Genomic DNA, 25,580 nt, shown 5'->3' with positions numbered 1-25,580 from the left:
GTTAAGTGGTATAAGGGGTTGGCCGACTACATTTATAGGAAGAGGAAGAGCAGTGGTACCGCCAGCCCGATCAGTAGGAGGATGCCACCACGTCCTATGAGTCCACGTCGCCCAGGCACGATGAGTAGTCCCGTGAGGGTGATGAGTATGAGCCCGATGGCTAGCACATCAGCGACGATCGTCCACCAGCGCCCTGGATTGTAGTGTAGGCGTGTCATAGAGCTGATGAGCGGGCGTCGCTCGATCGACTCGTAGACGGCTACCCCCGTTGAGGTGTCGATGAGTAGGGTGGCACGTCCCTTGAGGAATACTTTGAGCGTATGGTCGTCGGGGTAATAGTGCTTGGTATAGCTCCCCGACAGGTCTATATCGTCTAGGAGCTTACGGACGGCTGGCGCATCCAGGCGTCCAGTAGCTTGTAGCTCTTCTAGCGGGATCTGATACTCTCGCTGGGTGATGATGTAGTGTGGATTGATCGAGTCTCGGTGATTCATGTAGAGACCCGATAGGGCATAGATGAATATAAGCGTAGCAAGTAGGTAGGAGAGGTCACGGTGTAGTAATCTACTCCAGCGACGTACGCTCCTACCTACTTTCTTGAAGTTTACTCTCATAGAGTCTTGTCAGTTCCAGATGTGGGTTACTGCTGCTCTATCTTATAGCTTGTAGCATCGATATGGTAGAAGGAGAGGTATGCCTTGCCTTCCTTAGCTTCGCGCTCAGCGATCTGCTTGCGAAAGTCTGCGATGCGCGCCTCAGGCGTGTCGGCCGTTTCGCCACGAGCCTTCTTTTCATTGGCGCAGCCAGCCTTGCCCTCGCCATGCTCTTTGGCGGCTTGAGCTTTGAGTTGCTCCTCCCAGTTTTGCAGATAAGCCTCGTCGATACGATCCTCAACAAGCTGTCCTGTGACGGAGACTATACTGTTGATACACTCCTGGGCAAAGGCGCCCATCTCCTCACTAGCCTCAGCGCGGATCACCTTGGTGTCGTCGCTACCCATGAGGAAGGCTTTCTTAGCGCCATGCTTGCATAGGTGGGTGCAGATGCCCTGCACGGTAACCGTCTGACCAACGAGACTATCGGCAGAGGCGAGGAGCGCGTCCACATCCATATAGGTCGGAGCCTCCATCTCTGCGGCTGCGGTCTGATCTTGATCTTGTTTTTGCTTATTGCACCCGATGAGGGCGAGGGAGAGTAGTGCTGCGAGGAGCACGAGAGATAGTTTATTGTTCATACTGCTTGGGTGTGAAAACTATGCTTTGAGATAATAGTGTGTGAAGTGAGAGCTTCACAGATTTGCTTATAAAAGAGGATAGTCCCTCTCCTCCACATAGGGAGAAGAGGGACGAAACAGATTAGATGGCGGGGATGTAGACACGATAGGTCTCACGAGCCGTCTGGATGAAGTAGACACCGGCAGGTAGTGCGATCTCCATATCTCCAGAGAGTAGTTGCTGTGCGACCATCTCACCAGCTGATGTGTAGATAGCTACTGGACGAGCCACATCACTATGTACGTAGAGCGTACCAGCAACGGTAGCAATAGAGAGCTTGGTTGCTACAATCTCCTCAACAGCTGTATTGGTCTGACCAGATAGTGTGACAATCGTCTTGACATCGCCAGAGGTTAGGACGAGCTGAGCTGTCGCCTTGGCATTAGCTGCGATGGTCTTGTCAGGCGTGTAGGTTACCTTGAGGGTGGCAGGCTCATTGGAGATGGCGATCTCGCTCTTGTCCACAGAGTAGTACTTAGCACCCTCACCCTCGATCGTACAGGTGATAGCGCTCATGAGGTTCTTCTGAGTGACGGTCAGATCGACAGACTTATGCTCACCGACAGGTATCATCGAGAAGTTGATCTCGCTCTGAGATGCCTTGATGTACTGCTCTGTCTCAGTCATTGCGTAGAGGTAGACCTCGTAGCTGGCACCGCCAGAGGTGAGGGTTAGCTTGCCGATACGCTCTTCGGGCGTCTTGGTGACTGCCGTTTTGAACTGTATCTCGAGAGCTCCACCCGTAGCGGGTAGCTCCTTGAGTTGTGCCGTAAAGCCTTCGCCAGAGCATGTCACCTGGATCGGATCTTTAAGGTCAGACGCTAGGACCTGTAGGGTGCCCTTGCCCTCTGATAGGTGAAGCGCCTTGCAACTAGCCGAGACTGAGGGGAAGGGGAGCTTGTGAGCAACAAAGAGGCTAAACCAGCCCTTGTATGTCATCTCCTTATAGCCCTCGGTCGTAAGGAGCTTAGCACTATTGCGGCAACGTGATGTAGCTACATAGCTATTGGCGACTACATCGCCACCGAATGAGACAGAAGCCTTGCTTACCGTAGGATAGTCTTGTATAGAGCCCTCAGAGAAGTTGAGGTCCAGCACTCGGTAATAAGTCTGTCCGAATAGAGCGTAGGCATGCAGGATGACACGATCTCCTTGCGTGGAGATAGCCGTACAGTTGGAGATTCCCTTCTCTGGAAGTAGCGTATGCCACTTCGCATTGGGCTTTCCCGTAGCTTTGTCTAGCGCTAGAGCATAGCCTCTGTGCTGCTTGAGCTTCTGCTCGAGGATTACATTCCCCTCGGCATCAACGAGAGCTCCAGCACAGCGTCCTGCTATGTAGACCTTGTCCTTGCCGACAGCCACACCATCGACAAAGACCTTCGTCCAGCCGTGATCGGGTACAGCCTTGACGTCAATCTGAGAGATCCACGAGACCTTTAGATCTGTGTCTAGGCATAGGGTGACAAGGCTCTCCTTATCGCTGGGGATGAGTTGCTTGCCATCGATGGTGATGGGGGTCTTTTCCTTAGTTCCTGTAAAGCGACCCGTAGCATAGAGCTTACCATCTTGATACTTGATGACACAGAGCATAGAGCGTCCGATGGGGGCTCCCTGCTCGGTAAGCGTCTTGACGAGATTGCCCTTGTTGTCAAACTTGAGGATGAAGAAGTCTCCCATATCTTTTTGTGAATCTCCATTCCATCCGACATTGTTCTTTGCCTTGATAGTAGTCTCGCCGATGGTTATGGCCGTGCGGACGAAGCCACAGACATAGACATTGCCCTCGGGGTCTATAGTCGTACCCTTGAAGTCACAACCCGTAGGGGTCCCATAACTATAGTAAGTCGCATCAGGCATTGGTTTATGATCTACTTCAAAAGCCTTGTGATACTCAATCTGTCCCGTAGCACTAACCTTGACAAGGATAGGCATGACCTTGCGGTGCGTAGCCCCTGCAGAGGCATCTTCATTCGCTCCGACAAATCGAGACTTCATCTCTATGTTGTAGGGCTTGCCGTCAGCCTGAACAAGACGCAAGATGTCGACATCGGTCTTTGACTTGGACTTAGCATCGCGAACCATCAAGATGGTCACAAAGCCCCCGTCTGGAGTTGCTGTGATACAGTGGACATTGGAGTGAACATCTCCTCGGCTGTTGTAGATGTGCCAGAGAAGCTTGCCCTCTGGAGTCATCTTGTAGATGGAGATAGCGACATTGCCATTGGCAGCCTCTCCATCATCACCGAAGGAGACCGCCTTGTCTGCAACGTTGGGTGCATCATAGTTGAAGACTGAGCTAGAGTCAGCGCGCTCCTTACTGTAGAACATATTGCTCGCAAAGAGATTGCCGTCCATTGAGGCGACCACTTGCTGAGGTACTTGGATACGCTCTACACTATTGGCGACAAGACGGTACCAGAGGAAATTCTTTGCTACTCCCTCAGTTGGAGTCTGTGCTATCGTCACACTCGCCGTACAGAAGAGCGTGAGGAGCATAAGTAATACTGGTAGTTGTTTTCGCATACTGATGATATTTAGTTTGTTTGGTTATTTGGTTTTACAATTAGAATGAGATGCCACAACGTATAGCTCCGTAGTCGCTACCACACAGCTTGGTCTGCGTATGGAGGTAGTCTAGTGAGAGCCACAGCGCATAGCGACTGCTAAGCTGATAGCCGTGAGTCATAGAGAGCCCGTAGGTCATCTGCGTGGAACTAACTATCTGGAAGGCTCGCTCCAGTGTCTCAGCATAAGTAGGTATAGGCTGATGCTGAGATGCTAACTGTAGCGAAGGGTGTCCCGTCTGTGCCCAGATACTATAGGTAGGGGTCAGAGAGACAAAGTACTGCCCGCGATGAAAGCTAACATAAGGAGCCAATGTCCCGCCTAGATGGTAGAAGAGTCGCTCTGCTTGGGGCAGCAGATCCTCCTCATGTAGTCGATAGCCGAGCGAGGTGGATATGCCCCACGACCAAGGCGTGCGAGGAGTGTCCTGACTATCCCAAAAGCCTTTAGCTCCAAACTCTAAGGTCTGCCCATAGTATGACCGCTCGGTGGCTATGCGTGGGTAAAGATTCCCCTTAGGATCTCCGAAGAGGTGGACGGTCCCTCTACGTATGTCGCCTTGGGTGTAAAGCGCAACGCCCCAACGTCCCAGTCGTGCTGAGCGGGCGGTGTATCCCGCCTGCAGATCTAGCGTGTGCAGATGAAGTGTCGAGAGGGGCAGGTTGTTGAGCTCGCGTATGATTCGGTCGGTCGTCAGCAGATGCCACGCTGCCAGAGCATAGAAGCCTTGACGCGCTTGACCCGTAGGGGTTACGCCGAGCGAGAGTCCATACGATATCCCTTGATAAAAGAGGGACGTGTTATTGCCTCTAAAGCGATAGTAGTCTCCCCCGACACCAGTAAAATGATATTCACTAGCCACCCCGACCTCACTCAGGAAGTCTACCTGATTGTTTTGCTTGTAGCGACCTAGCGTACCTGCTAGGGCGAGCGCATAGTCGGCAAACTGATAGCCGACGCCTAGCTGCCCCTCTAGGAGCGTCGCCAGATTGCGAGGACGAGGGTCTTGCGTGCGGTAGGCAAAGGTGGCACGGTAGTCCGCTTTCAAAGAGAGAAGCCAATTGCCGAGGCGATGTACTGTACCCGCCCCAAAGGTGTAAAGATCTTGATGCAGACGAGCCGTGTATGCCGTGTCTCCCATAACGTAAGGAGCGAGGAGCTGGTAGTCGGTTGTCTCGTTGAAACGTATCCCCTCCGTAGCACGATAAGTGTAGGAGGCAGCACCCCAAGCGAAGTTGTTGCGCTGACGCAAAGCGCTCTCGATATGCACCGATCCATCTATGTCCTGCTTGCCTAGTTGTGGGACCATCGTCTCGCCCCCATCTCGACGCACAGCTCCGCCCAGCGAAATGTCTGTACGACTACCACGCTCTGAGAAGAAGTAGAGTGGCGACACCGCTGGTGATACCGAACAGTCATAACCTGGTCGTCTTTGCTCCAGTAGCGTGCGAAGCGTAGTGGATGTATCTGCAGAATCTGCAGGGATAGCCTGAGTCTCGACCTGCTGCCCATATAGGTTGCCGATGAAGAGACTCAACAGTGTCCAGGCTAGAGCCAGAGGACTGAAGTGTATGACCATAGGTCTAGTTGTTAGTAGCATAGAGTCCTCGGAATGTTTACTTAGCGACCATAGGTGTCACACCATCATAGGTCTTGGTCGTGCAGGGTGTGCCCTTGGCGTCAATAGCTGAGCCTTGCTCCTCTACGAGAGCTGGCGTGACCATCGGGTTAAAGTCTTCAGTTGAGTTGTTTGTATCCTGCAGGATTGGATTACCTAGCGCATCTAATCCGAGGAATTTGCGACGTACAGAGTGAAAGTACCGATCCTTCTGATGATCAGCCTTGCCACAGTTTGTATAGCCAGCGTCTATCGTCTCAGGTAGTATCGTCCACTGGATATTTGCCTCGACACTACAGTTGACACCATCGAGGATCCAGTCGTTGGGGATCTTATAGCAAGAGCCAGACATATCGTAGCTGACCCCAGCATGTGTCAAGACCCAAGTGAACTTGTAGACATAGTCCTTCAGGTAGCTCTCCTTATCAATATCAATAGGCACACGTGCTATAACATACGATCTGAAGCCTCTATTGTGAAGGACAAAGAAGGACTTCGTATAGCAAAACCACTTGTCTAGGTTAGGTACCAAAGGACTGTCAAAGTCTTGATGGGCAGGCACGGTAGAGACATCATACCACTCAAAGTTTGCCTTGGAGAGATCGAAAGAGTTTGGGTTGTTCGTCTTATGGTCTATCCCTGTATCACAGAGTATGAGCCTTCCGCCAGGAGGCACAGCGACATCTTTACCATTGCCAGGTACTACATAGACCGCCTGCACTGCCATAGCTTCATGGCGGATATCGGGCTTGTAGTCATACTTTCTCGTAGAGACAAAGCGACTCTCACAAAAGGCTATTCCATCAGCATACAGTACATGGTCTGTTCCGTTGTAAAGCACGACATAGTTGTCGCCATGATACTGCTTGCCTGCGGGAGTCAGTGTCCCTGTAAAGAAGATCTCCTGTATCACGAAGTCATCTACCTGTGGCACGACCCTAAGAGGCAAGAGAAGCTGCACAGCTCTATCGCCCTCTTGCTCCGTAATGCTCACATCAGCGAGTCGAGAGACGAGCCGTCCTCGCATCTGTATCCCGTGGAGCGTGAAGGTACACTCCACAGTATAGGATATATCGTACAGCCCGACGGTGACAGCAATGCTGTCTAGTGAGGTGTAGCGGGTGTCCACTCCCGTTGCTTTATTCGTCAAGTGCACCTCCTCGCCCAGTACAGAGAGATCTGTCAGTCCATCGGGGAGCTGCGTAGTGAAGGCGCACGAGACCGTAGGTAGCGGAGCCCGGCCATGCTCAGGGCGGCATGAGCTGACCGCTATCACGGCAGATATGATGAGGAGTAGTCGAAAGATCCGATTCATAAAGAGCTAGTTGGAGTGTGACTAAGGTTATATCTTGATGTGTAGCTCCATGCCACAGTAAGGTGTGGCAGCAAATCCTCCTGATGTAGTCTGGAACCCATGGCGAAGGCTGTACCCCAAAGCCAAGGCGCACGAAGAGTGCCCTGACTATCCCAAAAACCCTTAGCTCCAAAATCTAATGGCTGTCCATAGAGCGAACTGGTGAGCACACCTAGGAGGCAGAGTAAGAGCGCAAGAGATCTACTAAGACATACAGAAGGATGATGCACCATAATCTAATAGCAGAGACTTTACTTGTCAATAGGCACGACACCGTCATAGGTCTTAGTCGTGCAGGGCGTACCCTTAGCATCGATAGCAGAGCCTTGCTCCTCAATGAGTGAGGCCGTGACCATCGGGTTGAAGTCCTCGGTCGAGTTATTGGTATCCTGCAGGATCATCCGCCCCTCAGCATCCTTGCCTAGGTACTTACGGCGTACGCTGTGGAAGAAGCGATTTGGATCGCGATCCACCTTACCACAGTGAGTATAGCCCGCATCTATCCGCTCGGGCAGGATTGTCCACTTGTGCATAGCCTCGACGCTACAGTTCACACCATCGATAACCCAGTCTAGAGGGATGCGATAGGAAGACCTCTTGGCCTCATTGCCCGTACCAACGAAGACGTATGAATAGTCGTAGACATAGTCTTTGAGCCATGCCTCCTTAGTGACAGGCATACGAGCGATCACATAAGAAACCAGCCCTCGGTTATTGAGGATAAAGAAGGTTCTCGTGTAGCAGTACCACTTGTCTAGATTCGGCACCGTGGGACTGTCAAAGTCTTGGTGTGTGGGTACACTAGACTCGTCATACCACTCGAAGTTAGCCTTAGAGAGGTCAAAAGCGTTTGGATTGGTTGCCTTATGATCAATACCTATATCGCAGAGGATCAGTCGCTCGCCAGGCTTCACGGGATGTTCCTTACCACTGCCTGGGACTACATAGACGGCGTGTGGCACAAAGTCCGTCTGTCTCAGGTCTGGCTTATAATCCTGCTTGATAGCGGGGTTAAACTCTGACTCGCAAAAGGCGATCCCGTCAGCATAAAGGACCTTGTCTGTTCCGTTGTATAGGATGACATACGAAGTCCCAACGTAAGGCCTACCTGCCGTAGTCTGTGTGCCCGTAAAGAAGATCTCCTGGATGACGAAGTCCTGAACCGTAGGCACGATGCGTAGCTCTAGGCGTAGCTTGAGTGGATCGGTCGTTTGGTCAGTTACCTCCAGATTCTCAATCTGTGCGACCAGTCGTCCCTCCATTGAGACCCCTTTGAGCTTATAGCGACAGTTTGCTGTGTAGTTTAGGTTGTACAGCCCAGGAGCGAGCTTGACTTCTTCTAGCGTCTTATGCTCCACGTCTTGACCCGTGGTGATGTTGTGTAGCGTGAGTAGCTCCTCTTGTATTGTCAAGTCCGTGACATCCTCGGGCAGTGTGCGCTCGAAGAGACAAGTGATGGACTTTTGCTCCTTGGGGTTGTCTGGCGTGACAGGGTCTGGGCGACAAGAGGTCACAGCGACTAGGAGCGCGGGTAAGAGTAGTATGTAGAGTAATCGTTTCATAGAGATCTATTGTTGAGTTGATTATATCTTAATGCGAAGCTCCATACCAAAGTACGGTGTGGCAGTACGTCTGAGTGTAGCGGTACCCACCTTGTAGTCGGGTAGGTAGTCTATGACGTTGTTGGCAAAAAGAGATAGCGTAAAGAGCTTGCCCAGCTGCTTAGACACCTTGAGATTAACCCCAAGAGCTAGGGGTATGCGACTCGGCTTAAAGAGCGTATCGCTGTAGCGTATGAAGAGATGCTGCAGATAGGTATCTCGCTCCGACTCGTCCGTGTAGGGGTGTAGCTTACCATCGTGCACATCTAGGTAAGCTATCGGCCGACCATCTTGGGGAAGGCGACGACGAGAGACTAACCAAGTACTCTCTACGGCAGTCGTCAGGATAAGTCCCCACTGTGGAATCTGCGTGTCAAAGAGTAGGTTGGTCGAGAGAGACTGATTCTCCGAACCATCCTGCCAGTTGTAGAGCCCTAGGTACTGATCCGAGAGGATTACATTGCCATAGACTCCAGAGACTGCGTAGTAGAGCGGTACACTATTCGAGTAGGTAGAGCGAAACCATGCCCCCCCTAGGATCAGACTCGTATTGATTACTGGGATACGCTCCGTCATGATCTGTAGCTCCACGCCCTCCTTGCGAATCATGCTACCATTCTCTGGGCGACTTGTTGACTCGATACGAGCTGCTGGAGTGTAGGGGATGGTATTGATGTCGGGCTGTCCTGTCAACTTGCTATAGTCGATCGCCGAGGCATCATACTTATTATAGGCATATACCTGTGCCGTGGAGCGGTATCTAAAGCCCGTAGTCATCAGCTCATTGAAGTAGCTCACAGAGATCCTGTTGCGTCCCCACTCGGCAGAGAGACGTAGATCCAGCTTCTGGTTGCGCGTGGCGCGTAGCTTGTAGTTTGTCGCGTCCTCTATGTAAGTGCGGACGTAGTATAGGCTACGCTCATAGGGAGCGTTGATGTCGTAGTAAGCCAGCTGAGTTATGTCTACGTAGCGTGGGTCAGGGTAGAGATAGTTGAGCGTAGGCATACGTGTCGTCAGTCCCCAGCCCGCATCAAGCGATAGCTTGAGGTCTCGTGACCATAGCTCCCAGGCGGGCAAGCTCCAGCGCAGGTTGACACGAGGATCCAGGTAAGGCTTATAGCTCAGCGTGTACTGCGGAGCGAGGCCTAGGAGCATAGAGAGTCGTACGCCCGCCTCTAGCTGGAGCGTATGCGCTCCGAGAGGTTGCGTGTATAGGTCCTCCGCATAGAGTGCTAGCTGTTGCAGAGCTGGAATCTGGTAGTAAGGACGTGGACGAGTGTCCCATGCTTTGGGAAAGAGAGGGTAAGAGAGATCGTAGACCTGCCCGCGACCGAAGTTTTTGGATAGTTCGTAGTTAAAGCCTCCCTTCAACCTATGCGAAGCTTTTCCCCACTCTATATTATATAGGGTCTGCCCCTTGGCAAAAAGCGTCAGTGGCTTGCCATCACTCACATAGTCCGCCACGTACTCTCGTCCGATCAATGTAGCTGGATGCTCTCCCGCCTCGACACCGGTAGGAGTGATCGTCATACGGTCTGGAGCCACCAGTCGGCGTTGGTGTAGGTAGTCAAACTGCTGAGCCGCTGAGAGGGTCAGCTCCACTCGCTGCAAGCCTCCCGTACGCTCTGTCGGGGTATAGCTATATCGCGAGGTGAGAGCTATGCGATTGTAGTCTGAGAGGTACTCGTCAGTCCGTCCATAGGAGAGATCGGGGTCGATCTTGTTCTTGTCAAAGCTACCCGTATAGTCTCCGCTCACCTCCCATCTATGCGCCTGGTCACTACTCGTGCCGTGGTAACGTAGCGAACCCGTCAAGCGCCGATAAGTCTCAAAGGGGACACGCGGGTCAGGCTTGGCATCTAGATAGCTCACATCCCCATTGAGGATATGATGCTGGGAGGGTGTGAGGGCAAAGCCTTTCTCCACAGAGACCAACTTACTGTAGCCATCTACCTTAAAGCGACTCTGCACTGGCGAAGCTTGTCGCTTACGATGCACCAGTACTACGCCAGAGGTTATATTGCCATACTCTACGGAGGGGATACCACGGATGAACTCAACCCGCTCTATATTGTCCGTCTGCAGCGTACGCATATCCACACCACGATTCACATTGACCTTGCCAGCACCGAGGAGCGAGCCCGAGGAGGAAGCCGTGTACTGCATATCCGCATCCGTATTGAGCGGAGCCCCATCTACCATAAAGAGGGTCCCCAGCGAACTGATGGCGTAGTCTTGGTTGTTCGTCTTATTGCCCTGCACATTGATCGTGCCTGTCTCACGGAGCAAGAGGTTGTTGACCCCGCCCATATTAGGGATGCTACTTTTACCTCCAGGCAGTAGTGCCGTCAGGTCGGAGAAGCTACTTGGCTGCAGGTGATCAATGGCCGCCCGCTCAATCGTCGAGGAACTGGTCAGGTGCCGTCCCTCCTGTGCCGTCACAACCACCTCGCCTAGTACCTGCTCCAGCTTAAAGGGGATACGCAAGTATTGGTCTCGCTGCAATGTGATCGTCTGCTCCTTGCGCAGACCTGCGTAGCGCACCTGTAGACGGTATCGCCCTGCTAGTACCGACTGAAAGGCAAAGCGCCCATCATCGTCCGTGTAAGTCACGACATCTTTGTGCCCCTCAGCCGAGAGAGCCACCAGAGCGTAAGCTATCGGCTCACCCGAAGTCGCATCGCACACCACACCCGTGAGGGCATGACGAGCGCCCTGACCATAGAGCATCTGCGACAGTATGGGGAGCAGCAGGCAGAGCAAGAGTAGGCGAACGATAGACTTCTTCATAGTGTTTCTGTAAAGCGGTACTGCAAAGGTACAGCACTGCTTGCCTCTGTAAATACCCAAGAGTAGGTATTTATCAGTACCACTTGGGTGAAACTAAAGTTTCATGCGGGTGAAACTGGAGTTTCATACGGGAGAAACTGGAGTTTCATACGGGAGAAACTAAAGTTTCATGGGTGAGAAACTGGAGTGTCATACGAAGGGATTGTCCTCTTCCTGAAAGAGTATACCGATCGGAGAGGGCGGAAAGTTAGATGCGGACGGGGCGAGGACGGGCTAGGAGGTACTGCACCCAGGCGTAGAGGAGGAGGTAGTAAGCGACGCAGAGCCAGAGTGGCATGGCGATGGTGAGCTGAGCGGTGAAGTGCTGCTCGAGGAGTGCCATCGCACCGCTGGTGAGGTCGCTCACGCCGACGAGGAGCATTGGTAGGAGCGTCGTGGGGAGCCCGAGGGCGAGTAGTCCCATGGTGACTAGTCCCGTGATGATGAGTAGGGTAGCGAGGGGCGACAGGAGGAGGTTGGCGAGGAGTAGCCAGACGGCGGTGCTGCCGAAGCTTCGTGCGAGGATAGGCCAGACGAAGAGTTGTACGGCTAAGGTCGTGACGATGAGGTAGTAGAGGTAGCTGACGATGCGGGAGCTACTCGGTGTGATGCGTTGGTTGAGTGCGCCCCAGGTGACGAAGATGGCTAGCACCGCTCCGAAGCTGAGTTGCATGCCTACGTCAAAGAGTGCGTAGGGTGAGACAATGAGTAGAAGGACGGCTGCCTGCGCCCATACGTTGAGCCGATCGGTGGAGCGCCCCAAGAGCCGAGCCACGACAAAGATGGAGAACATGAGCGAGGCACGGAGTGTCGGGATGGAGAGTCCGCAGACGAAAGCGTAGAGCCATACGGCTACGAGGGTGAGGCTCCAGCGCAGGAGGTAAGCAGTACGGACGTTGTGGATGAGTCGGAGCGGGTAGCGTATGAGCCAGTAGATGAGTAGCAGGACGACCCCAACGTGAAAGCCACTGACCGACAGCAGGTGCGCAACGCCTACGGAGCGAAACTGTGCCTCTGCGACGGTTCCTTCGTAGCGATCGCCTAGGCAGATGGCACGGAGCGTCTCTCGCTGTAGTGGAGTGAGTCGGTCAATTTCGTCTAGGGTGCCACCGATGCGCTGCTGGAGGGTGTAGGCGCGGTAGCGTAATTGGTCACAGAGCGACCAGTGGGTAGTGCTTAGCGCATTGCAAGCTTCTGCTGTGGAAGCGGATAGCACGCCCGAAGCCTTTCGTGAGAGGAGGTAGTGCTGATAGCTTGACGAGGAGACTTGATCTAGAGGTGTGAGCCGTCCACGGACGAGGTAGTTAGTGCGAGGCGTGAGCTGCAGCGAGTCATTATATAGGTATAGCATGATGCGCTGACCACGCCAGCGAACGAGGGTTGCTCCGCTCGGGTCTGTCGCTTGCTCGATGATAGCCTCGGCACGAGAGCCCTGTTCGCGTGCTGTGGGCGGGCGGGAGATGGTGACGAGGTAGGTCGTTTCTTCGCTGGGCTGTGGAAGTTGTGCGACCCGTTCCCGTGGAATTGTTGCCAGACAAGCTCCCATGCAGAGGAGCACTAAGTACCAAGCGGAGCCAGCGAGGAGCGCTTTGTGCCAAAGCCTAGAGAGGACGAGGAGGAGCGTCGCCACGGCGATGCCGAGGAGGTACCACTGCGCTGCTAGTAGCCCGAGACTACCTAGATAAATGCCCAGCACTAGCGACAGGAGTGTCACCAATGCTGGGCGCATGATTGTGGCGTGTAGCCCTCGGACGAGGTAGTGCAAGATGGCTTACAAGGCGTGTAGCTGTGCAATCATCTCTTGAGGGCTGGGCGCCTTAAAGACGGCACTGCCTGCCACGAGCGAGTCGGCACCCGCCTCGACAAGCTGGCGACCCGTCTCAAGGTTGACCCCGCCATCGACCTGTATGAGGGTGGAGAGTCCCTGCTCTTGGATCATTTTGCGCAGGCGCTCGACCTTGCGGACAGAATGCTCGATAAACTTTTGCCCGCCATAACCAGGGTTGACACTCATGAGGAGCACCATGTCGGCTTCGCAGAGGATGTCGGTGAGGAGCTCCACGGGGGTGTGCGGATTGAGCGTGACGGCTGGACGCATGCCCGCCTCACGGATAGCCCGCAGCGTGCGGTGCAGGTGAGGGCACACCTCGTAGTGTACATTCATAATGTGGATGCCGAGCTTGGCAAACTGATCAATGAACTTCCACGGCTCGACGATCATCAGATGCACGTCGAGAGGCTTCTGACAGATGGGGCGTATCGCCTCAATGATGGGAAAGCCAAAGGAGAGGTTCGGAACGAAGACACCGTCCATCACGTCAATGTGGAGCCAGTCGCACTGACTCTCGTTGATCATCGTGATCTCATCGGCGAGATGCAGGAAATCGGCACTGAGGAGGGAGGGAGATACAATAGCCATAGTGAAGGGGTTTTTAGACGATTCGATATAGATGCTTTACTTGATGCGTAGTAGGGTAGTGGAGCGGAGCCTTTCGCCAGCCTGTAGCGTCAGGGAGAGCTGTTGCTCGGGGGCAATGGCGGGAGCCGCTGTTATGGGGATAGTGTTGAGTAGGAGTACGTCGCCCGTGTGAATGGTGAGGCACTCGGAGAGGAGCGAGAGCGCTTGGCAGACCGCCTCACGGGAGAGCGTCCAGCTCTGCTCGGAGAGGGTCAGCGTGTAGTGCTCTGCGAGCGCAGTGTCAAGGGGTTGCCAGTCGAGGGCTACGGCACTGCCGTCGTACACCTTAGCACGCTCCCAGGGAGCGCCCGCCTCACGTAGCTCAGCGAGTAGCGAGCGACAGGTGATGTCCCAACCAGCAGCGCACGACTCGATGTACCGCTCGGCAAAAGGTGGCGCCACGCACTTGCCTGTCCGTCCTATCTTGATGGCGAGCGAAGGAATGGCGCACCACTCCGCTTCGAGGTGTGGAACGAAGAAGGGATAGCCCGGGCGAAGAAGTGCTTCGCCTTTGTAAAAGAGTCGCGACTCGTCGTCTATGCCGTAGACCTTCATCGTCCGCTGTACATCTGCTGGTAGTAGTGCTGGTAGTCTTCGTCGGTGATGCTCTTGACCCAGTCAAAGTGGTCAAGGTACCAGTCGATCGTGTAGCCGATGCCCTCGGCAAAGGGGACCGAGGGTAGCCACCCTAGCTCCTGATGAATGAAGGTGGGGTCGATGCCGTAGCGGGCATCGTGGCCGAGACGGTCACGGACGAAGGTGATCAACTCTTCGTTGATTAGCTCGGGCTGAACCTGAGCGCCTAAGATCTCTGAGATGCGCTCGGCACGTGCTGGCTCTTTGCTCAGACGATCGTGTAGCTGGCTGATGATGATACGGACTATCTCTAGATTGGTATGTTCGTTGTGCCCGCCGATATTGTACGCTGTACCAGCTTTCCCTTGGGTCACCACGAGGTGGAGCGCACGACAATGGTCGGTGACATAGAGCCAGTCACGGACGTTTTCGCCCGTGCCGTAGATCGGTATCTCCTTGCCGAGGAGACACTGACGGATGACGAGCGGGATGAGCTTCTCGGGAAACTGGTAGGGGCCGTAGTTGTTCGAGCATCTGGTCCAAACGACTGGCGCATGGTGCGTGTGAACGGCTGCCTGGCAGAGGAGATCGGCCGAAGCTTTCGCAGCACTGTAGGGACTGCGTGGGTCGAGCGGTGTGCTCTCCACGAAGAAGCCTTCCCGGCCGAGCGAACCGTACACCTCGTCCGTAGAGACCTGAAGCATCATACGTCCCTCCTGCCATACGGGATAAGAGCCTCGCCCGCTGGTGGTAGACCAATGGTTGCGAATGGTGTCTAGCAAGGTCTGCACGCCGAGGATATTGGTGCGTACGAAGATGGCGGGGTCCTCGATGCTTCGATCGACATGGCTCTCGGCCGCAAGGTTGATCAGGTAGTGCGGAGCGTAGCGGGTGAAGAGAGCGTCCATCGCCTCGGCATCGCAGATATCAGCCTGGACGAAGACAATCCGTTCGTTGTCGATGAGCGGCTCGATGGAGCGGTAGTTGCCCGCATAGGTTAGTTTGTCGATCAGGACGATCCGCTCGTCAGGGGCGAGGGCTTCGCTCAGGTAGTAAGCGAGGTTAGTGCCGATGAAGCCAGCAGCTCCAGTCACGGCGTAGGTATGTCGGTATGAGGTCATAGCGTAAGGTGTCAAAAGCGTGATGCGGTGTAGTCGGCTAGGGAGATACCCCGTAGGTCTTTGTCCGAAAGGATCAGCTCCTCGGACGAGATGCCCCACGACTCCCAGGGGATCGCCAGTTGCGGGTCGTCATAGCGTATGCAGAGCTCGCTCTCGGGGGCGTAGCCGTTGTCCACTTTGTAGAGAAACTTCGCTTGCTCCGAGAGCACGAGGAAGCCGTGCGCAAACTCTCTCGGTATGTAGAGCTGCCGATGGTTTTGCTCCGAGAGATGATAGCTGCGCCACTGCCCGTAAGTGTCGCTGTCTCGTCGTAGGTCCACGATCAAGTCTATGATCTCGCCCACGACGCAGCGCACCAGCTTCGCTTGGCTCGCTTCGCCTCGCTGGAGATGCAGACCACGCAAGACACCACGGACGGAGGACGATTCGTTTTCCTGCACCCATGGTCTAGGCGCGACGGTCGCTGCAAAGTCTGCCGTGCGGTAAGTCTCGGCAAAGTAGCCACGCGCATCGCCGTAGCAGTCTGGCTCGATGAGGTAGACGCCCGCTAAGTCTGGGTCCGCTTGGTAATGTATCATTGCTTAGGTCACTCTATATATTATTGTATGACGGTAAACTCGGTGCGGCGGTTGAGCTGGTCGCAGACGACTTGCTGCTCTTCGGTCAGCGCGCCGACCCATTCGGCCGTTAGCTCCTGTCCCTCGGGCAACCAATCGAAGCGTGTCGCCATCCCTTTGGTCACTACGTAAGGACGCTCCTTGCCGTAGCCACGAGCCTCTAGTCGGTCGGCCGCAATCCCCTTGGCGATGAGATAGTTGACGACGCTCTGCGCACGACGCTGTGAGAGCCTCTTATTGTACCTCTGCGAACCCTTGCGGTCGGTGTTACTGCTCAGCTCTAGGCGCACGTCGGGGTTTTGCTCTAGGAGCGTGACGAGGTAGTCGAGACTCTTCTTCCCCTCGAGGCGTAGCGAAGCTCGGTCAAAGTCGTAGTAGATGTCGTGGATCTGCTCCGAGTGCAGGCGCGAAGCTAGGTAAAAGTCAACCAAGTAGTCGGTGCTCTCGGTGGCGCTGTCGGTCACGAGCGGCATGTATTGGTTGAGGTAGTCTGGGTGCGAGGCGTGTAGCACGTAGCGGTTTGACCCCGCAATCTCAAGGACAAAAGAACCGTCGTCACGTGTCGAAACAATGGGCGTGGCGAGCAAACCTTGCTCATCGGCAATGCGTACCGTCGCCTGCGGGATGCCGTACCCCTCACGGTCCATCACGAAGCCATCGATACGGATGATGGTGGCGGGCAATGAGAAGTGGTAGAGGTGTGGCCGTCCGCGCTGGTCGCCACGAGTCGAGGAGAGGTAACCCTCCTCCGCTAAGCCCGACTGCGGCTTCGGTGAGAAAGTGAGAGCGTAATCATCGGCGGGGGAGTTCATCGGAGCGCCCAGATGCGTCACCTGCCATCCGCCGAGCGAGTCCATCTGCGCCTTGTATAGGTCCAGCCCGCCCAGCCCCACACGTCCATCAGAGGAGAAGTACAGGGTACTGTCGCCCACCATCGTGGGGAAGAGTTCGTCGCCAGGCGTATTAATCTCGTTGCCGAGGTGCTCTGGCTTGCCCCAACCATGCTCGCTGAGGGCTATGCGGTAAAGGTCTTTGCCCCCTAGGCCAGCCCCCTCGCTCACGAAGTAAAGGTATCGTCCCGAAGCGTCAATGGCAGGATGCGCCGCCATGCGTAGCGAATCCTCCCAGATGGGTACGCGCTCGCCTTTGCCCCAGCCTCCTTGGCTAGACTTGGAGGCTTTGTAGATCTGCACGGTACGGTCGTAGGTGGAGCTTTGCTCAGCGTAGGAGTAGTAGAGCGTGTTGCCGTCTGACGAGATGGAGGGCGTACCCTCATCTTCGGGCGTATTGACACTGCCTGGCACGCTGTCGGGGCGAGACCACTTGCCCGCAGCGTCCTGCTTGATCATAAAGAGGTTGTTCGTCCCCAGCCCAGTCACTTCGCTCTCCTGTAGCATATCACGGAGAGGCACACGGCTACTGGTGAAGTAGAGTATCGTGCCGTCGGGCGCATAGCAAGGGGCAAACTCCGCATAGGGCGAGATCAAGAGACGATCCGTCTCGACCGTGTGTCCCGTGGGGTGGGCAAGGAGCGAATCGGCCTGACGCACACTCGCCAGTCCTATGCGTCCGAAGTAGTCGTGTGGGTAGTACTCTAAAAACTGCTTGTAAGCTTTTGCCCGCCTCCCGCCAGCGACCCAGCTGTTGTAGCTCCTGAGCAATGCGTAGGTGGAGGATCGAGTCGGGATAGTTGCCCGAGAGCGCTAGGTTGTAGCAGTTGAGCGCACGGGGTGTGTTGCCCAGTCGTCGGTAATTCTCCGCAGCTTTGAAGGCTAGGTAAGCCCGACGCTCAGGCTTCTTGCGAGAGGTGCGGCGGTAGAGCGTGTAGTAGCTATCGGCAGCGAGGGCATAGCGACCTGTATGGTCGTACAGCTCCGCCTTGCTCAGCGTCACACTCTTGCAGCCCATCAAGCTACAGAGCGCTATAGCGCACGAAAGTAGCACGAGCAACCAGCGAATATGTGACGACGAGACCTTCATAGCAAACCGTTTACTTAGCGAAACCCTAGCAACTTGTGTAGCTGTACGCTGAGCCGCCACTCGGGGTGGGCTAGGACGAAGTCCATACAGCGTGCCACTACTGCCGACATCTCCACGCCCGTCTCCTCTACGGGGCTGACGTAGTAACGCCGAGCCTGCACCAATTGCTCGATAGGTGGCGGTAGTGGAGCGCCTAGTTGTAGTGGCCAGCGCACCTCATCAATGCCGTCAGGGTAGTTATCTACAAAACGCTCCCGCAGGCCACTTATTGCTTCTGCCTTAGGCGAGCAAGTGACGTAGTCCAGTCCTCGAGGCACAGGGCGTGTGCCATTTGTCTCTATAGACTGACGATAGCCCTGCTCGTGAAAGAAAGCTATATGCTCCTCCCGCAGCGCTAAGGTCGGTTCGCCACCAGTCCAGAGGATGTCTCGGCAAGGGTAGCTCTCCAGCTTTGCCAAAATCTCTGCGACGGTCATGAGCCGATGCCCCGCAAAGTCCGTGTCGCAGTAGTCGCAGGCGAGATTGCACCCCGAGAGTCGCACGAAGAGCATCGCGCGTCCCATCTGTCCTCCCTCGCCTTGGAGACTGTAGAAGATTTCGTTGACTGGTAGCGACTGCATACTATATAGGTAGTGAGTAGGTAGCGCTGCATCGTGCCGTCTCCTCGACACGGCAGCTGACGAGCGTCACGCCCGTGCCGGCAAGTTGTGCGGGAGCAATCGTCTCGACGAGGTAATGTGCCATCGCCTCGGCCGTCGGGTTAAAGGGCACCACGACCAAGTCCTCTGGCACCAGCTCCCGTAGTGAGGGGAGCAGCGGGTCCTCATCGTAGATCATCATCTTGTGGTCCCAATGCTCTTCCAGCCACATGCAGAGGAGCTCCTTGATCACGCCAAAGTCTATCACCCGCCCCAGCTCATCAAGCTGTGCTGCGGAGCAGGTGAAGTGTATTCGGTAGTTGTGTCCGTGTAGGTGGCGGCACTTCGACTCGTGTCCCACGACACGATGTCCCATGCTTATATCGTGATATCTCTCTACTGTCGTCATAGTTAACTGTCACAAAGGTAAGGAAAATGCAAGAGCTAGTCAGTAGAACGATGTCAGCCATGGCTGCAAAAGGCGCTCTTCTCCGATTGTCAAGGATTTTCCTCCGCATGAAAATGGATTTTCTTCCGTATGAAAATGGATTTTCTCCCGTATGAAAATTGATTTTCTCCTAGGTGAAAATGGATTTTCATCTAGTTCGAAAACGGGTCTTCTCCACTTTGCGACCAAACTCACCCTCAGGAGAGCGCAGAACCCATGCTGGTGGGGTGGGGGCTAACCAAAGAAGAAGAGACTGCTGCACGGGGGCAACAGTCTCTTACAACTAACGCTATTTGGAAAAGTGATGATTGCGGATTAGTGCGGAGGCGGGCTAAGCGTCTGGGTCTCCCTGCTGCTTGACCCAGTCAGTGTGCCGTCTGACCACCTCTAGGATGTTCATGTTAAGCACCTTGAGCTGAGCAAAGAGCTCGGGGAGCTCCTCCTCGGTTAGCACACGATAAGCCTCATCACGTAGGAGCATCTCGGCCGTTTCGGAGACATAGAGGCCGAGCCCTTTCTTCGGATAGATGAGCCCCTCGTTCTGCAGGTTCTCATAAGCTCTGAAGATCGTATTGGCATTGGTCTCCAGCTCGGCAGCCAGCTGGCGCACGCTCGGGATCTGCGTCCCGGCGGGGTACTCGCCCGAGAGGATCTTCTCCTTGATGCGCTGCTCTATCTGAGCGTAGATGACTACTTGCGGATTAAAATGTGGTGTGATCATGATTACTAAGTTAGAGCGGTTACGCCTTGACCTGCTTGCGTCGTAGCGAGTGCAGGCCGAGCCAAACCATCGCAAAGGCGTAGAGGTAGAATGGTATCGTCATAGCGAGGAGCGAGATGCTGAGTTCATCGCCATTGTCCAAGTAGAAGACGAGATAGCGATTTGTCTCATCAGGGCTTATACTACCAATGTCTAGTAAATGCATCATCATACTCATGCCAAGCATCGATACGACAAAGATCCCAAAGCCGATCCCTAGGAAGCGCAGGACTGCACGTAGGGGTTTGCGCGCCGAGATGACACAGTAAAGGTAGGTGGCATAGCCCGCCAGCTGCATACCTATCATCAGGCTGACATTCCACCCATACTGTGGCGAGACACCATAGTAGCATAGCGGATCTGTGAGTATATCTGGATAGAGGGCGAGTACCTGACTACCATCCATCAGGGCCCATATAAGCATGTAGACAGTCCAGGCGATCGCCCCTAGAAGCGGCGTGATGATGTGCAGTGCCAGCGTCAGGAGGAGGAGCGAAACATACTTCTCCGTGGCTGAGGCGGGTATCTGTAGGTAGAGTGGCGAGAGCGGAGCATTGACACGCTGGTTGTAGCTGATCATCACACCGAGAGAGACCGCTAGAAGGCTACAGTATAGGCAGGCAAAGTATACGCTACGGGCGGAGAAGTCACTGCCACCCATTCCAAAGAGTAAGGTGGTTAGTACCGACACGACCACAGGTATAGAGGCTGCGAGGAAACCACCGATCAGGATCTGTATCCACTGTCTATGGTGAAAGGCGAAGTCCAGCCGCAGGAGCTGGCCGAGACGCTTGAAGCTAAAGGAGCTGTCACCTGTCTTAGGCGCAGCGGTCGTTAGATTAGCAGATTGGTTCATAGTGAGAGAGGGGCTTGTGGGGTGAGTGTATCGTTTACTGGTTGGGATAAGTGCTGTAGCACCGCTTGGGTGTTGTACATCAGAGCGTTGAAGAAGAGCTCCATCGAGAAGCCTCCCGTCTCGGCAGTCTCTGGCGTGCGGGGCGTCATCACGACCTCTCCCCATACGGAGGGCTCGCTATAGAGTGGCGCTACGTGAGGCGCCTCGGCGGCGGTGCCACAGTAGAAGGTGCTCTCGAGGCGAGCAATCGTCTCGTTGCAGATGATCTGGTTTTGGTGTAGCACGACCAGACGATCTATCATTTGCTCTAGGTCACGCACCTGGTGGGTGCTGATCAGCACGGTTTGTTCGTCAGAGATGTGCTGCACGAGGAGCTGGCGAAACTTGCTCTTCGACGGGATGTCCAGTCCATTGGTCGGTTCGTCGAGGAGAAGCAACGGCACCCGCAGAGAGAGCGCCAGCACGAGCGCCACCTTCTTCTTCTGTCCCATTGAGAGACGACGCAGGTTGTTGGTGGGTGGTACGTCAAAGTCTTTTAGCAGCTGACGAGCTAGTGTGGCATCATAGTTTGGGTAAAACTGACCTGCACCGTCGAGGTACTGGACGGCAGAGGTGGCGGGTAGCTGCACCTCCTCGGGAAGGTAGTAGAGCTCTCGGAGAAGTGGCACCGAGCGCTTTCTGCTGGAGTGCCCGAGCACGGTGAGCGAACCGCCCTTAGCAAGGAGCAGTCCTGAGATAAGCTTGAGGAGGGTCGTCTTGCCCTCGCCGTTTTTGCCTAGCAGCCCTGTGATAGAGCCTGCGGGCAGGGTAAAGCTTACACCCTTAAAGAGCGGGTGCCGGCCATAAGAGAAGCATACCTCCTGAGCCTGCACGAGAGGCTCTGCGGTGAGGTGGGTATCTGTGTTTGAATACATAACTGTTGCGAAGTTTAGGGGTCTTATTAGATTACAAGACGAATAACCCTTTGTAGGGACGCTCGATCTGAGCGTCCGTTGTGTCAAAGGTTACAGCATCGTGGTTTTAACGGGGACGGACGCACAGATCGTGCGTCCCTACAAATCGTTACTCGTAAGTGTTGTGAAGACATCACTTAGTCTCCTCTGCGGGAGAGATGTAGCTGTGCAGTACGAGCACACGGTAGAGGTAGTCATAGCGAGCGCGGAGCTCTTCGCTCTGAGCGACGAAGTGACGGTTTTGCGCCTCGGCCAGCTCGTACGAAGAGGCACGTCCCGCCTCGTAGCTGATCTGCGCATAGTGCAGCGCTGTCTCGGCCGACTCGGTCGCCCGCTGGGCAGCGTCTATCTGACTGTAAGCGGCACGGGCATTGATCTGAGCCGTGTAGAGCTGCTGCGTGAGCTCTTTGTCCACCTTGCGCAGAGCGATCTGCTGGTCGGAGTAGCGGAGACGAGCCTGCGCCACATTGTCTGCCGTGCGCATCGCATCGAAGATGGGTACAGAGAGCGAAAGCCCAATGAAGTAGCGTCCGTTGTTGCGCATCTGATCCCCAAAAGGCTGGTTAAACTGCCGTAACTTCTCATTCAGGATGTAGTAATAGCCGGTGTTGTAGCCCGCGCCAAAAGAAACCTTCGGTATGTAGCCCGTCTGCTCCAGTCCGATCTGCTGCTCCGCCACTTGTAGCTGTAGCCTTGCCTGCTCCATCTCGGGACGCATCGTGCGCGCTTGCTCGAGGAGCGCATCGTTAGCCAGTGCCAGCTCGGGAGCAGGCGTAGCGCTGAGGCTCTTGACATCGGGCAAGGTGATCTGCAGAGCCGTGTAGTCGGGCAACTCGATGATGAGCGCCAGCTGATGACGTGCCAACTCCGTATCGCTGCAGGCACGAAGGTAGTTGACGCTGTCCTTAGCGAGTTGTGCCTCCACCTCGGCGAGCTTGTCACGAGACCATTTGCCCGCACGGACCAGTGCCGCCGTCTTCGTGAGCGTCTCACGGGTTAGCTTGAGTTGCTCATCGGCTACATGGATTAGCTCTTGGCGGAAGAGCAGATTGTAGTACCCCTCAGCCACCTGTAGCCCGATCTGCTCCTTGGCATAGGAGAGTCCAGCGGTCGCAGCGTCTAGATTGAGACGAGCTATCTCCGTTGCCTTAGGACGAGCCATACCAGAGAAAACGTCCCACGAGAGATTTGCCCCAAAGGAGGTGCTGCTCGAGGATTGATCGCCGATGACGCCCGTCTTGTCAGCACTACGTCCGAGGCTGACGCTCTGGCTAGCACTCGCCGAGAGCGAGGGAAGGTAACTGTGCTGTGCGGTGGAGAGTTGCTGCTCACTCCCGGCTAAGCGTAGGCGCGCCTCCTCGACCGTGATGCTGTGGGCGACGGCGTGGTCGATGCACTGCTGCAACGTCCAGCTCTGCTGCGCTGCTAGGGTAAAGCTCCCCGCGACCAGTAGGGCTAAGGGGAAGATATGACGAAGTGTAAGCATAGGATTGTCTTGTCTAAATGATTAGTTAGGCAGCTATCGGAGTGCCCTTGACCTTTTCGCCCTCCTTGAGACCACTCTTGACCTCGATGAGGCTACCGTTGCTGATGCCGGTCTTGATCTCACGGCGCTCCGTCTGCAGATGCTTCGGATCAGCATCGGAGGTGACCACCTCGACATAGACCTTGTCACCTTCAAACTGAAGTGCGCCCTCGGGGATGGCTAGGACATTGGAAACTTGGTCGGTGATAAGCTCTGCATTGGCACTCATATCGGAGCGTATGCGGCTGTAGTCATCGATGGTGATGGCTGCCTTGAGCTCGTACTGCGTGCCTTGCTGCTGCTGGATTGTCTTGGGCGAGATGTACTCGACGACGCCCGAGAAGGCGGAACCCTCGATCGCGCCGATGCGCACCGTGACGGGTAGTCCCGTAGCGACACGAGCGATGTCTACCTCGTCCACCTTGCCGATGAAGATCATCTCCGTCATGTCGGCGATGGTGGCGATGGTAGTACCAGCGTTGAAGGAGTTGGCCTGAATGACCGAGTTACCCTCCTTGACTGGTATGTCGAGTATCGTCCCGTCTACCGTACTGCGCACGAGTGTCGTAGAGCCCTGAGCGTTGCGCTGGCTCATGCCGGTGAGAACGATGTTGTAAGCATCCTTAGCACTCGCAAGGCGCTCCTTAGCCTGTAGGTAGTTAGCCTTGGTTGTGGCATACTCCTCCTCGGCTACGATCCCTTGCTGGTGTAGCTCGGTCGCTATCTTGTACTTCTGCTGTGCCTCGTCGAGAGCTATCTTTGCTATCTCGACCTGCGACTCTGCTTGATTGACCGAACCCATCTCGGGCACCACCTTGATACGAGCGATGATGTCGCCCGCCTTGACGAGGTCACCGGGCTTCTTCATGATCTCGGCGATGATGCCGTTGAGCTGTGGCACGATCATCACCTCGTTGCGAGGAGCTATCTTGCCAGTGAGGATGATAGACCGTTGGATAGAGGGGACGCGGGTCACCGTCTCTACCGAGTAGATGGTCGCTTGGGGCTGTGCCTTCTTATAGAGGAAGACGAAGGTCATGACAACGAGCAGGCCGAAGATGACCCAAAGGGAAAGTTTGAAGATACGCTTAGCTTTCATAGTTCTTTATGTTGTGTTTGTTTTTACCTATAGTTGAATGTTGGTTTACTCCTCACGGATCGCTTCGATGGAGCGAATCTCGAGCGCTTTCTTGAGTGGCAGGAGACCGCCCACCACGCCACCAATGATGATGAAGAGGAGCGCGCCAATCGCTGTGCCAAAGGGGATCAGCGGATTGACCAACATCTCGCTTTCCATTGAGGCGGTGATCTGTGCGACGATAGACATGATCCCCACACCGAGGAGAAGGCCTACGAGCCCCGCGAGGAGACTCAGCATGCCGCTCTCTAGGAGGATGAGTCGTATGATGTCTTTGCGCTGCGCTCCGAGCGCACGGCGTATGCCAATCTCGCGGGTGCGCTCCTTGACGGAGACGAGCATGATATTGCTAATGCCGATGATGCCCGAGAGGAGCGTGCCGATACCGATGAACCAGACGAAGACATTGACACCCCACATCATAGAGTTTTGGGCGGTGAAGAACTCTGAGATGTTAAACTCACCTATGGCGCTCTCATCGTCTGGTGCTATGTCGTGGGTAGAGCGGATGTAAGCTTTGATGCGGTCGTTGATCGCTTTGCTATCCTTACCATCGCCATGGAGCGAGTAGAGGAAGTGGTAGACCTCATTGCTTTGGCCGAGTGATGCGCTAAGGATCGTATAGGGGATACGCACCTTTTGCTCTTCAGAGCCATTGATATTCATCCCTTTAGACTTCCCCTTGAGGACTCCCACGACGGTGTAGTAAGAGCCGTCGATATTGATAACCTTGCCCAAGGCCTCCTCGTGCGAAGCGAAGAGCTTCTGGCTCACCTCCTCACCGATGGTACAGTTGCGACGTCGCTGCTGCTCGTCGCTCTCGTTGAGCCGTCGTCCCGCCAAGATAGTCGAGTAGACGATCTGGTCATAAGAGGTCCAGGCGGAGTAGAGCGGTGCTGTCGTACTCTTGGTGCCGTAGCTGACGGGTGTGTTCCACGAGCCTTGCTGGATAGAAGCTATCGTCTCTATCTCGGGAAAACGCTTCTGAAGGTTGGCTATATCGCTCACTGAGAGCGACCACCAGCGATCGGTGGGGAACCCTTTGTACGGTTTACTGGTTGTGGAGCAGTAGAGCATCGTGGTATTGCTTGAGATGCCGCCTAGCTGCTTGCGCATACCGTTGGAGAAGCCTTGGCTCAGGCTCATCAAGATGACCAGCATCAGGATGCCCCAGAAGATGCCGAAGGCGGTTGCGATGGAACGCTTACGATTCGTTCGTAAGGAGTGAAAAGCTTCACCCCAGATGTCTCGATCAAATAGTCTCATAGT

22 protein-coding genes are annotated in these 25,580 nt (G+C 54.9%); all 22 read right to left on the bottom strand.

What is annotated here, in order from left to right:
* Window positions 1-32: 32 nt before the first annotated feature.
* The 22 genes from PORUE0001_RS01770 to PORUE0001_RS01670 all read right to left on the bottom strand — a co-directional run bounded on the left by PORUE0001_RS01770 (window position 33) and on the right by PORUE0001_RS01670 (window position 25,577).
* On the bottom strand, window positions 33-614 hold the full coding sequence (locus tag PORUE0001_RS01770) for a PepSY-associated TM helix domain-containing protein (RefSeq protein ID WP_007364719.1): 582 nt from the start codon (window positions 612-614) through the stop codon (window positions 33-35).
* Window positions 615-640: 26 nt separating this feature from the next.
* On the bottom strand, window positions 641-1,234 hold the full coding sequence (locus PORUE0001_RS01765; protein ID WP_007364723.1) for a hypothetical protein: 594 nt from the start codon (window positions 1,232-1,234) through the stop codon (window positions 641-643).
* 121 nt (window positions 1,235-1,355) lie between these two features.
* On the bottom strand, window positions 1,356-3,797 hold the full coding sequence (locus PORUE0001_RS01760) for a hypothetical protein (protein ID WP_007364754.1): 2,442 nt from the start codon (window positions 3,795-3,797) through the stop codon (window positions 1,356-1,358).
* 40 nt (window positions 3,798-3,837) lie between these two features.
* Window positions 3,838-5,439, bottom strand: a complete 1,602-nt coding sequence (locus PORUE0001_RS01755; protein WP_232501390.1) for a DUF6850 family outer membrane beta-barrel protein — start codon at window positions 5,437-5,439, stop codon at window positions 3,838-3,840.
* A gap of 16 nt (window positions 5,440-5,455) precedes the next feature.
* Window positions 5,456-6,772 carry a DUF4876 domain-containing protein gene (locus PORUE0001_RS01750; RefSeq protein ID WP_007364751.1) on the bottom strand — a complete coding sequence of 439 codons (1,317 nt, stop codon included), beginning with the start codon at window positions 6,770-6,772 and terminating at the stop codon, window positions 5,456-5,458.
* Window positions 6,773-7,062: 290 nt separating this feature from the next.
* Window positions 7,063-8,373, bottom strand: coding sequence for a DUF4876 domain-containing protein (locus PORUE0001_RS01745; RefSeq protein ID WP_007364739.1), 1,311 nt, complete (start codon window positions 8,371-8,373; stop codon window positions 7,063-7,065).
* 21 nt (window positions 8,374-8,394) lie between these two features.
* Complete coding sequence (locus PORUE0001_RS01740) at window positions 8,395-11,202, bottom strand: TonB-dependent receptor (RefSeq protein ID WP_007364745.1); 2,808 nt, start codon at window positions 11,200-11,202, stop codon at window positions 8,395-8,397.
* A 247-nt stretch (window positions 11,203-11,449) separates the two neighbouring features.
* Window positions 11,450-13,006: a ComEC/Rec2 family competence protein gene (locus PORUE0001_RS01735; RefSeq protein WP_232501389.1), complete on the bottom strand. Its 1,557-nt coding sequence runs from the start codon at window positions 13,004-13,006 to the stop codon at window positions 11,450-11,452.
* 6 nt (window positions 13,007-13,012) lie between these two features.
* Window positions 13,013-13,660, bottom strand: coding sequence for a ribulose-phosphate 3-epimerase (gene rpe / locus PORUE0001_RS01730; RefSeq protein ID WP_007364738.1), 648 nt, complete (start codon window positions 13,658-13,660; stop codon window positions 13,013-13,015).
* Window positions 13,661-13,696: 36 nt separating this feature from the next.
* Entirely contained in the window at window positions 13,697-14,254 is a 558-nt protein-coding gene (locus PORUE0001_RS01725; RefSeq protein WP_007364765.1) for a hypothetical protein, read from the bottom strand.
* Entirely contained in the window at window positions 14,251-15,396 is a 1,146-nt protein-coding gene (gene rfbB, locus PORUE0001_RS01720; RefSeq protein WP_039865293.1) for a dTDP-glucose 4,6-dehydratase, read from the bottom strand. Before rfbB ends, PORUE0001_RS01725 begins: the two co-directional genes overlap by 4 nt.
* Before the next feature lie 11 nt (window positions 15,397-15,407).
* A complete protein-coding gene (gene rfbC, locus PORUE0001_RS01715; RefSeq protein WP_007364758.1) occupies window positions 15,408-15,974 on the bottom strand; it encodes a dTDP-4-dehydrorhamnose 3,5-epimerase in 567 nt (188 codons plus the stop codon).
* 20 nt (window positions 15,975-15,994) lie between these two features.
* Window positions 15,995-16,486 (bottom strand): OmpA family protein, encoded by a 492-nt coding sequence (locus tag PORUE0001_RS10820; RefSeq protein ID WP_232501391.1) that lies wholly within the window; start codon window positions 16,484-16,486, stop codon window positions 15,995-15,997.
* Window positions 16,487-17,429: 943 nt separating this feature from the next.
* Window positions 17,430-17,993: a tetratricopeptide repeat protein gene (locus PORUE0001_RS10815; protein WP_232501388.1), complete on the bottom strand. Its 564-nt coding sequence runs from the start codon at window positions 17,991-17,993 to the stop codon at window positions 17,430-17,432.
* A 14-nt stretch (window positions 17,994-18,007) separates the two neighbouring features.
* Window positions 18,008-18,613, bottom strand: coding sequence for a 7-carboxy-7-deazaguanine synthase QueE (locus PORUE0001_RS01705; RefSeq protein WP_007364749.1), 606 nt, complete (start codon window positions 18,611-18,613; stop codon window positions 18,008-18,010).
* A gap of 1 nt (window position 18,614) precedes the next feature.
* Complete coding sequence (locus tag PORUE0001_RS01700; protein ID WP_007364760.1) at window positions 18,615-19,040, bottom strand: 6-pyruvoyl trahydropterin synthase family protein; 426 nt, start codon at window positions 19,038-19,040, stop codon at window positions 18,615-18,617.
* Between the two features lie 370 nt (window positions 19,041-19,410).
* Entirely contained in the window at window positions 19,411-19,800 is a 390-nt protein-coding gene (locus tag PORUE0001_RS01695; protein WP_007364728.1) for a GntR family transcriptional regulator, read from the bottom strand.
* Between the two features lie 19 nt (window positions 19,801-19,819).
* On the bottom strand, window positions 19,820-20,695 hold the full coding sequence (locus PORUE0001_RS01690; RefSeq protein ID WP_007364740.1) for a hypothetical protein: 876 nt from the start codon (window positions 20,693-20,695) through the stop codon (window positions 19,820-19,822).
* Entirely contained in the window at window positions 20,692-21,609 is a 918-nt protein-coding gene (locus tag PORUE0001_RS01685) for an ABC transporter ATP-binding protein (protein ID WP_007364752.1), read from the bottom strand. The genes PORUE0001_RS01690 and PORUE0001_RS01685 overlap by 4 nt, the downstream gene beginning before the upstream one ends.
* 172 nt (window positions 21,610-21,781) lie before the next feature.
* Window positions 21,782-23,134: a TolC family protein gene (locus PORUE0001_RS01680; RefSeq protein ID WP_007364756.1), complete on the bottom strand. Its 1,353-nt coding sequence runs from the start codon at window positions 23,132-23,134 to the stop codon at window positions 21,782-21,784.
* Between the two features lie 25 nt (window positions 23,135-23,159).
* Entirely contained in the window at window positions 23,160-24,272 is a 1,113-nt protein-coding gene (locus tag PORUE0001_RS01675; protein WP_007364736.1) for an efflux RND transporter periplasmic adaptor subunit, read from the bottom strand.
* Window positions 24,273-24,317: 45 nt separating this feature from the next.
* Window positions 24,318-25,577 carry an ABC transporter permease gene (locus tag PORUE0001_RS01670; protein ID WP_007364710.1) on the bottom strand — a complete coding sequence of 420 codons (1,260 nt, stop codon included), beginning with the start codon at window positions 25,575-25,577 and terminating at the stop codon, window positions 24,318-24,320.
* Between the last annotated feature and the right edge of the window lie 3 nt (window positions 25,578-25,580).

It is taken from the genome of Porphyromonas uenonis 60-3, assembly GCF_000174775.1.
Lineage (GTDB): Bacteria > Bacteroidota > Bacteroidia > Bacteroidales > Porphyromonadaceae > Porphyromonas > Porphyromonas uenonis_A.
The sequence above is the reverse complement of the archived record's forward strand: the minus strand, read 5'-3'. Positions and strand labels throughout refer to the sequence as shown.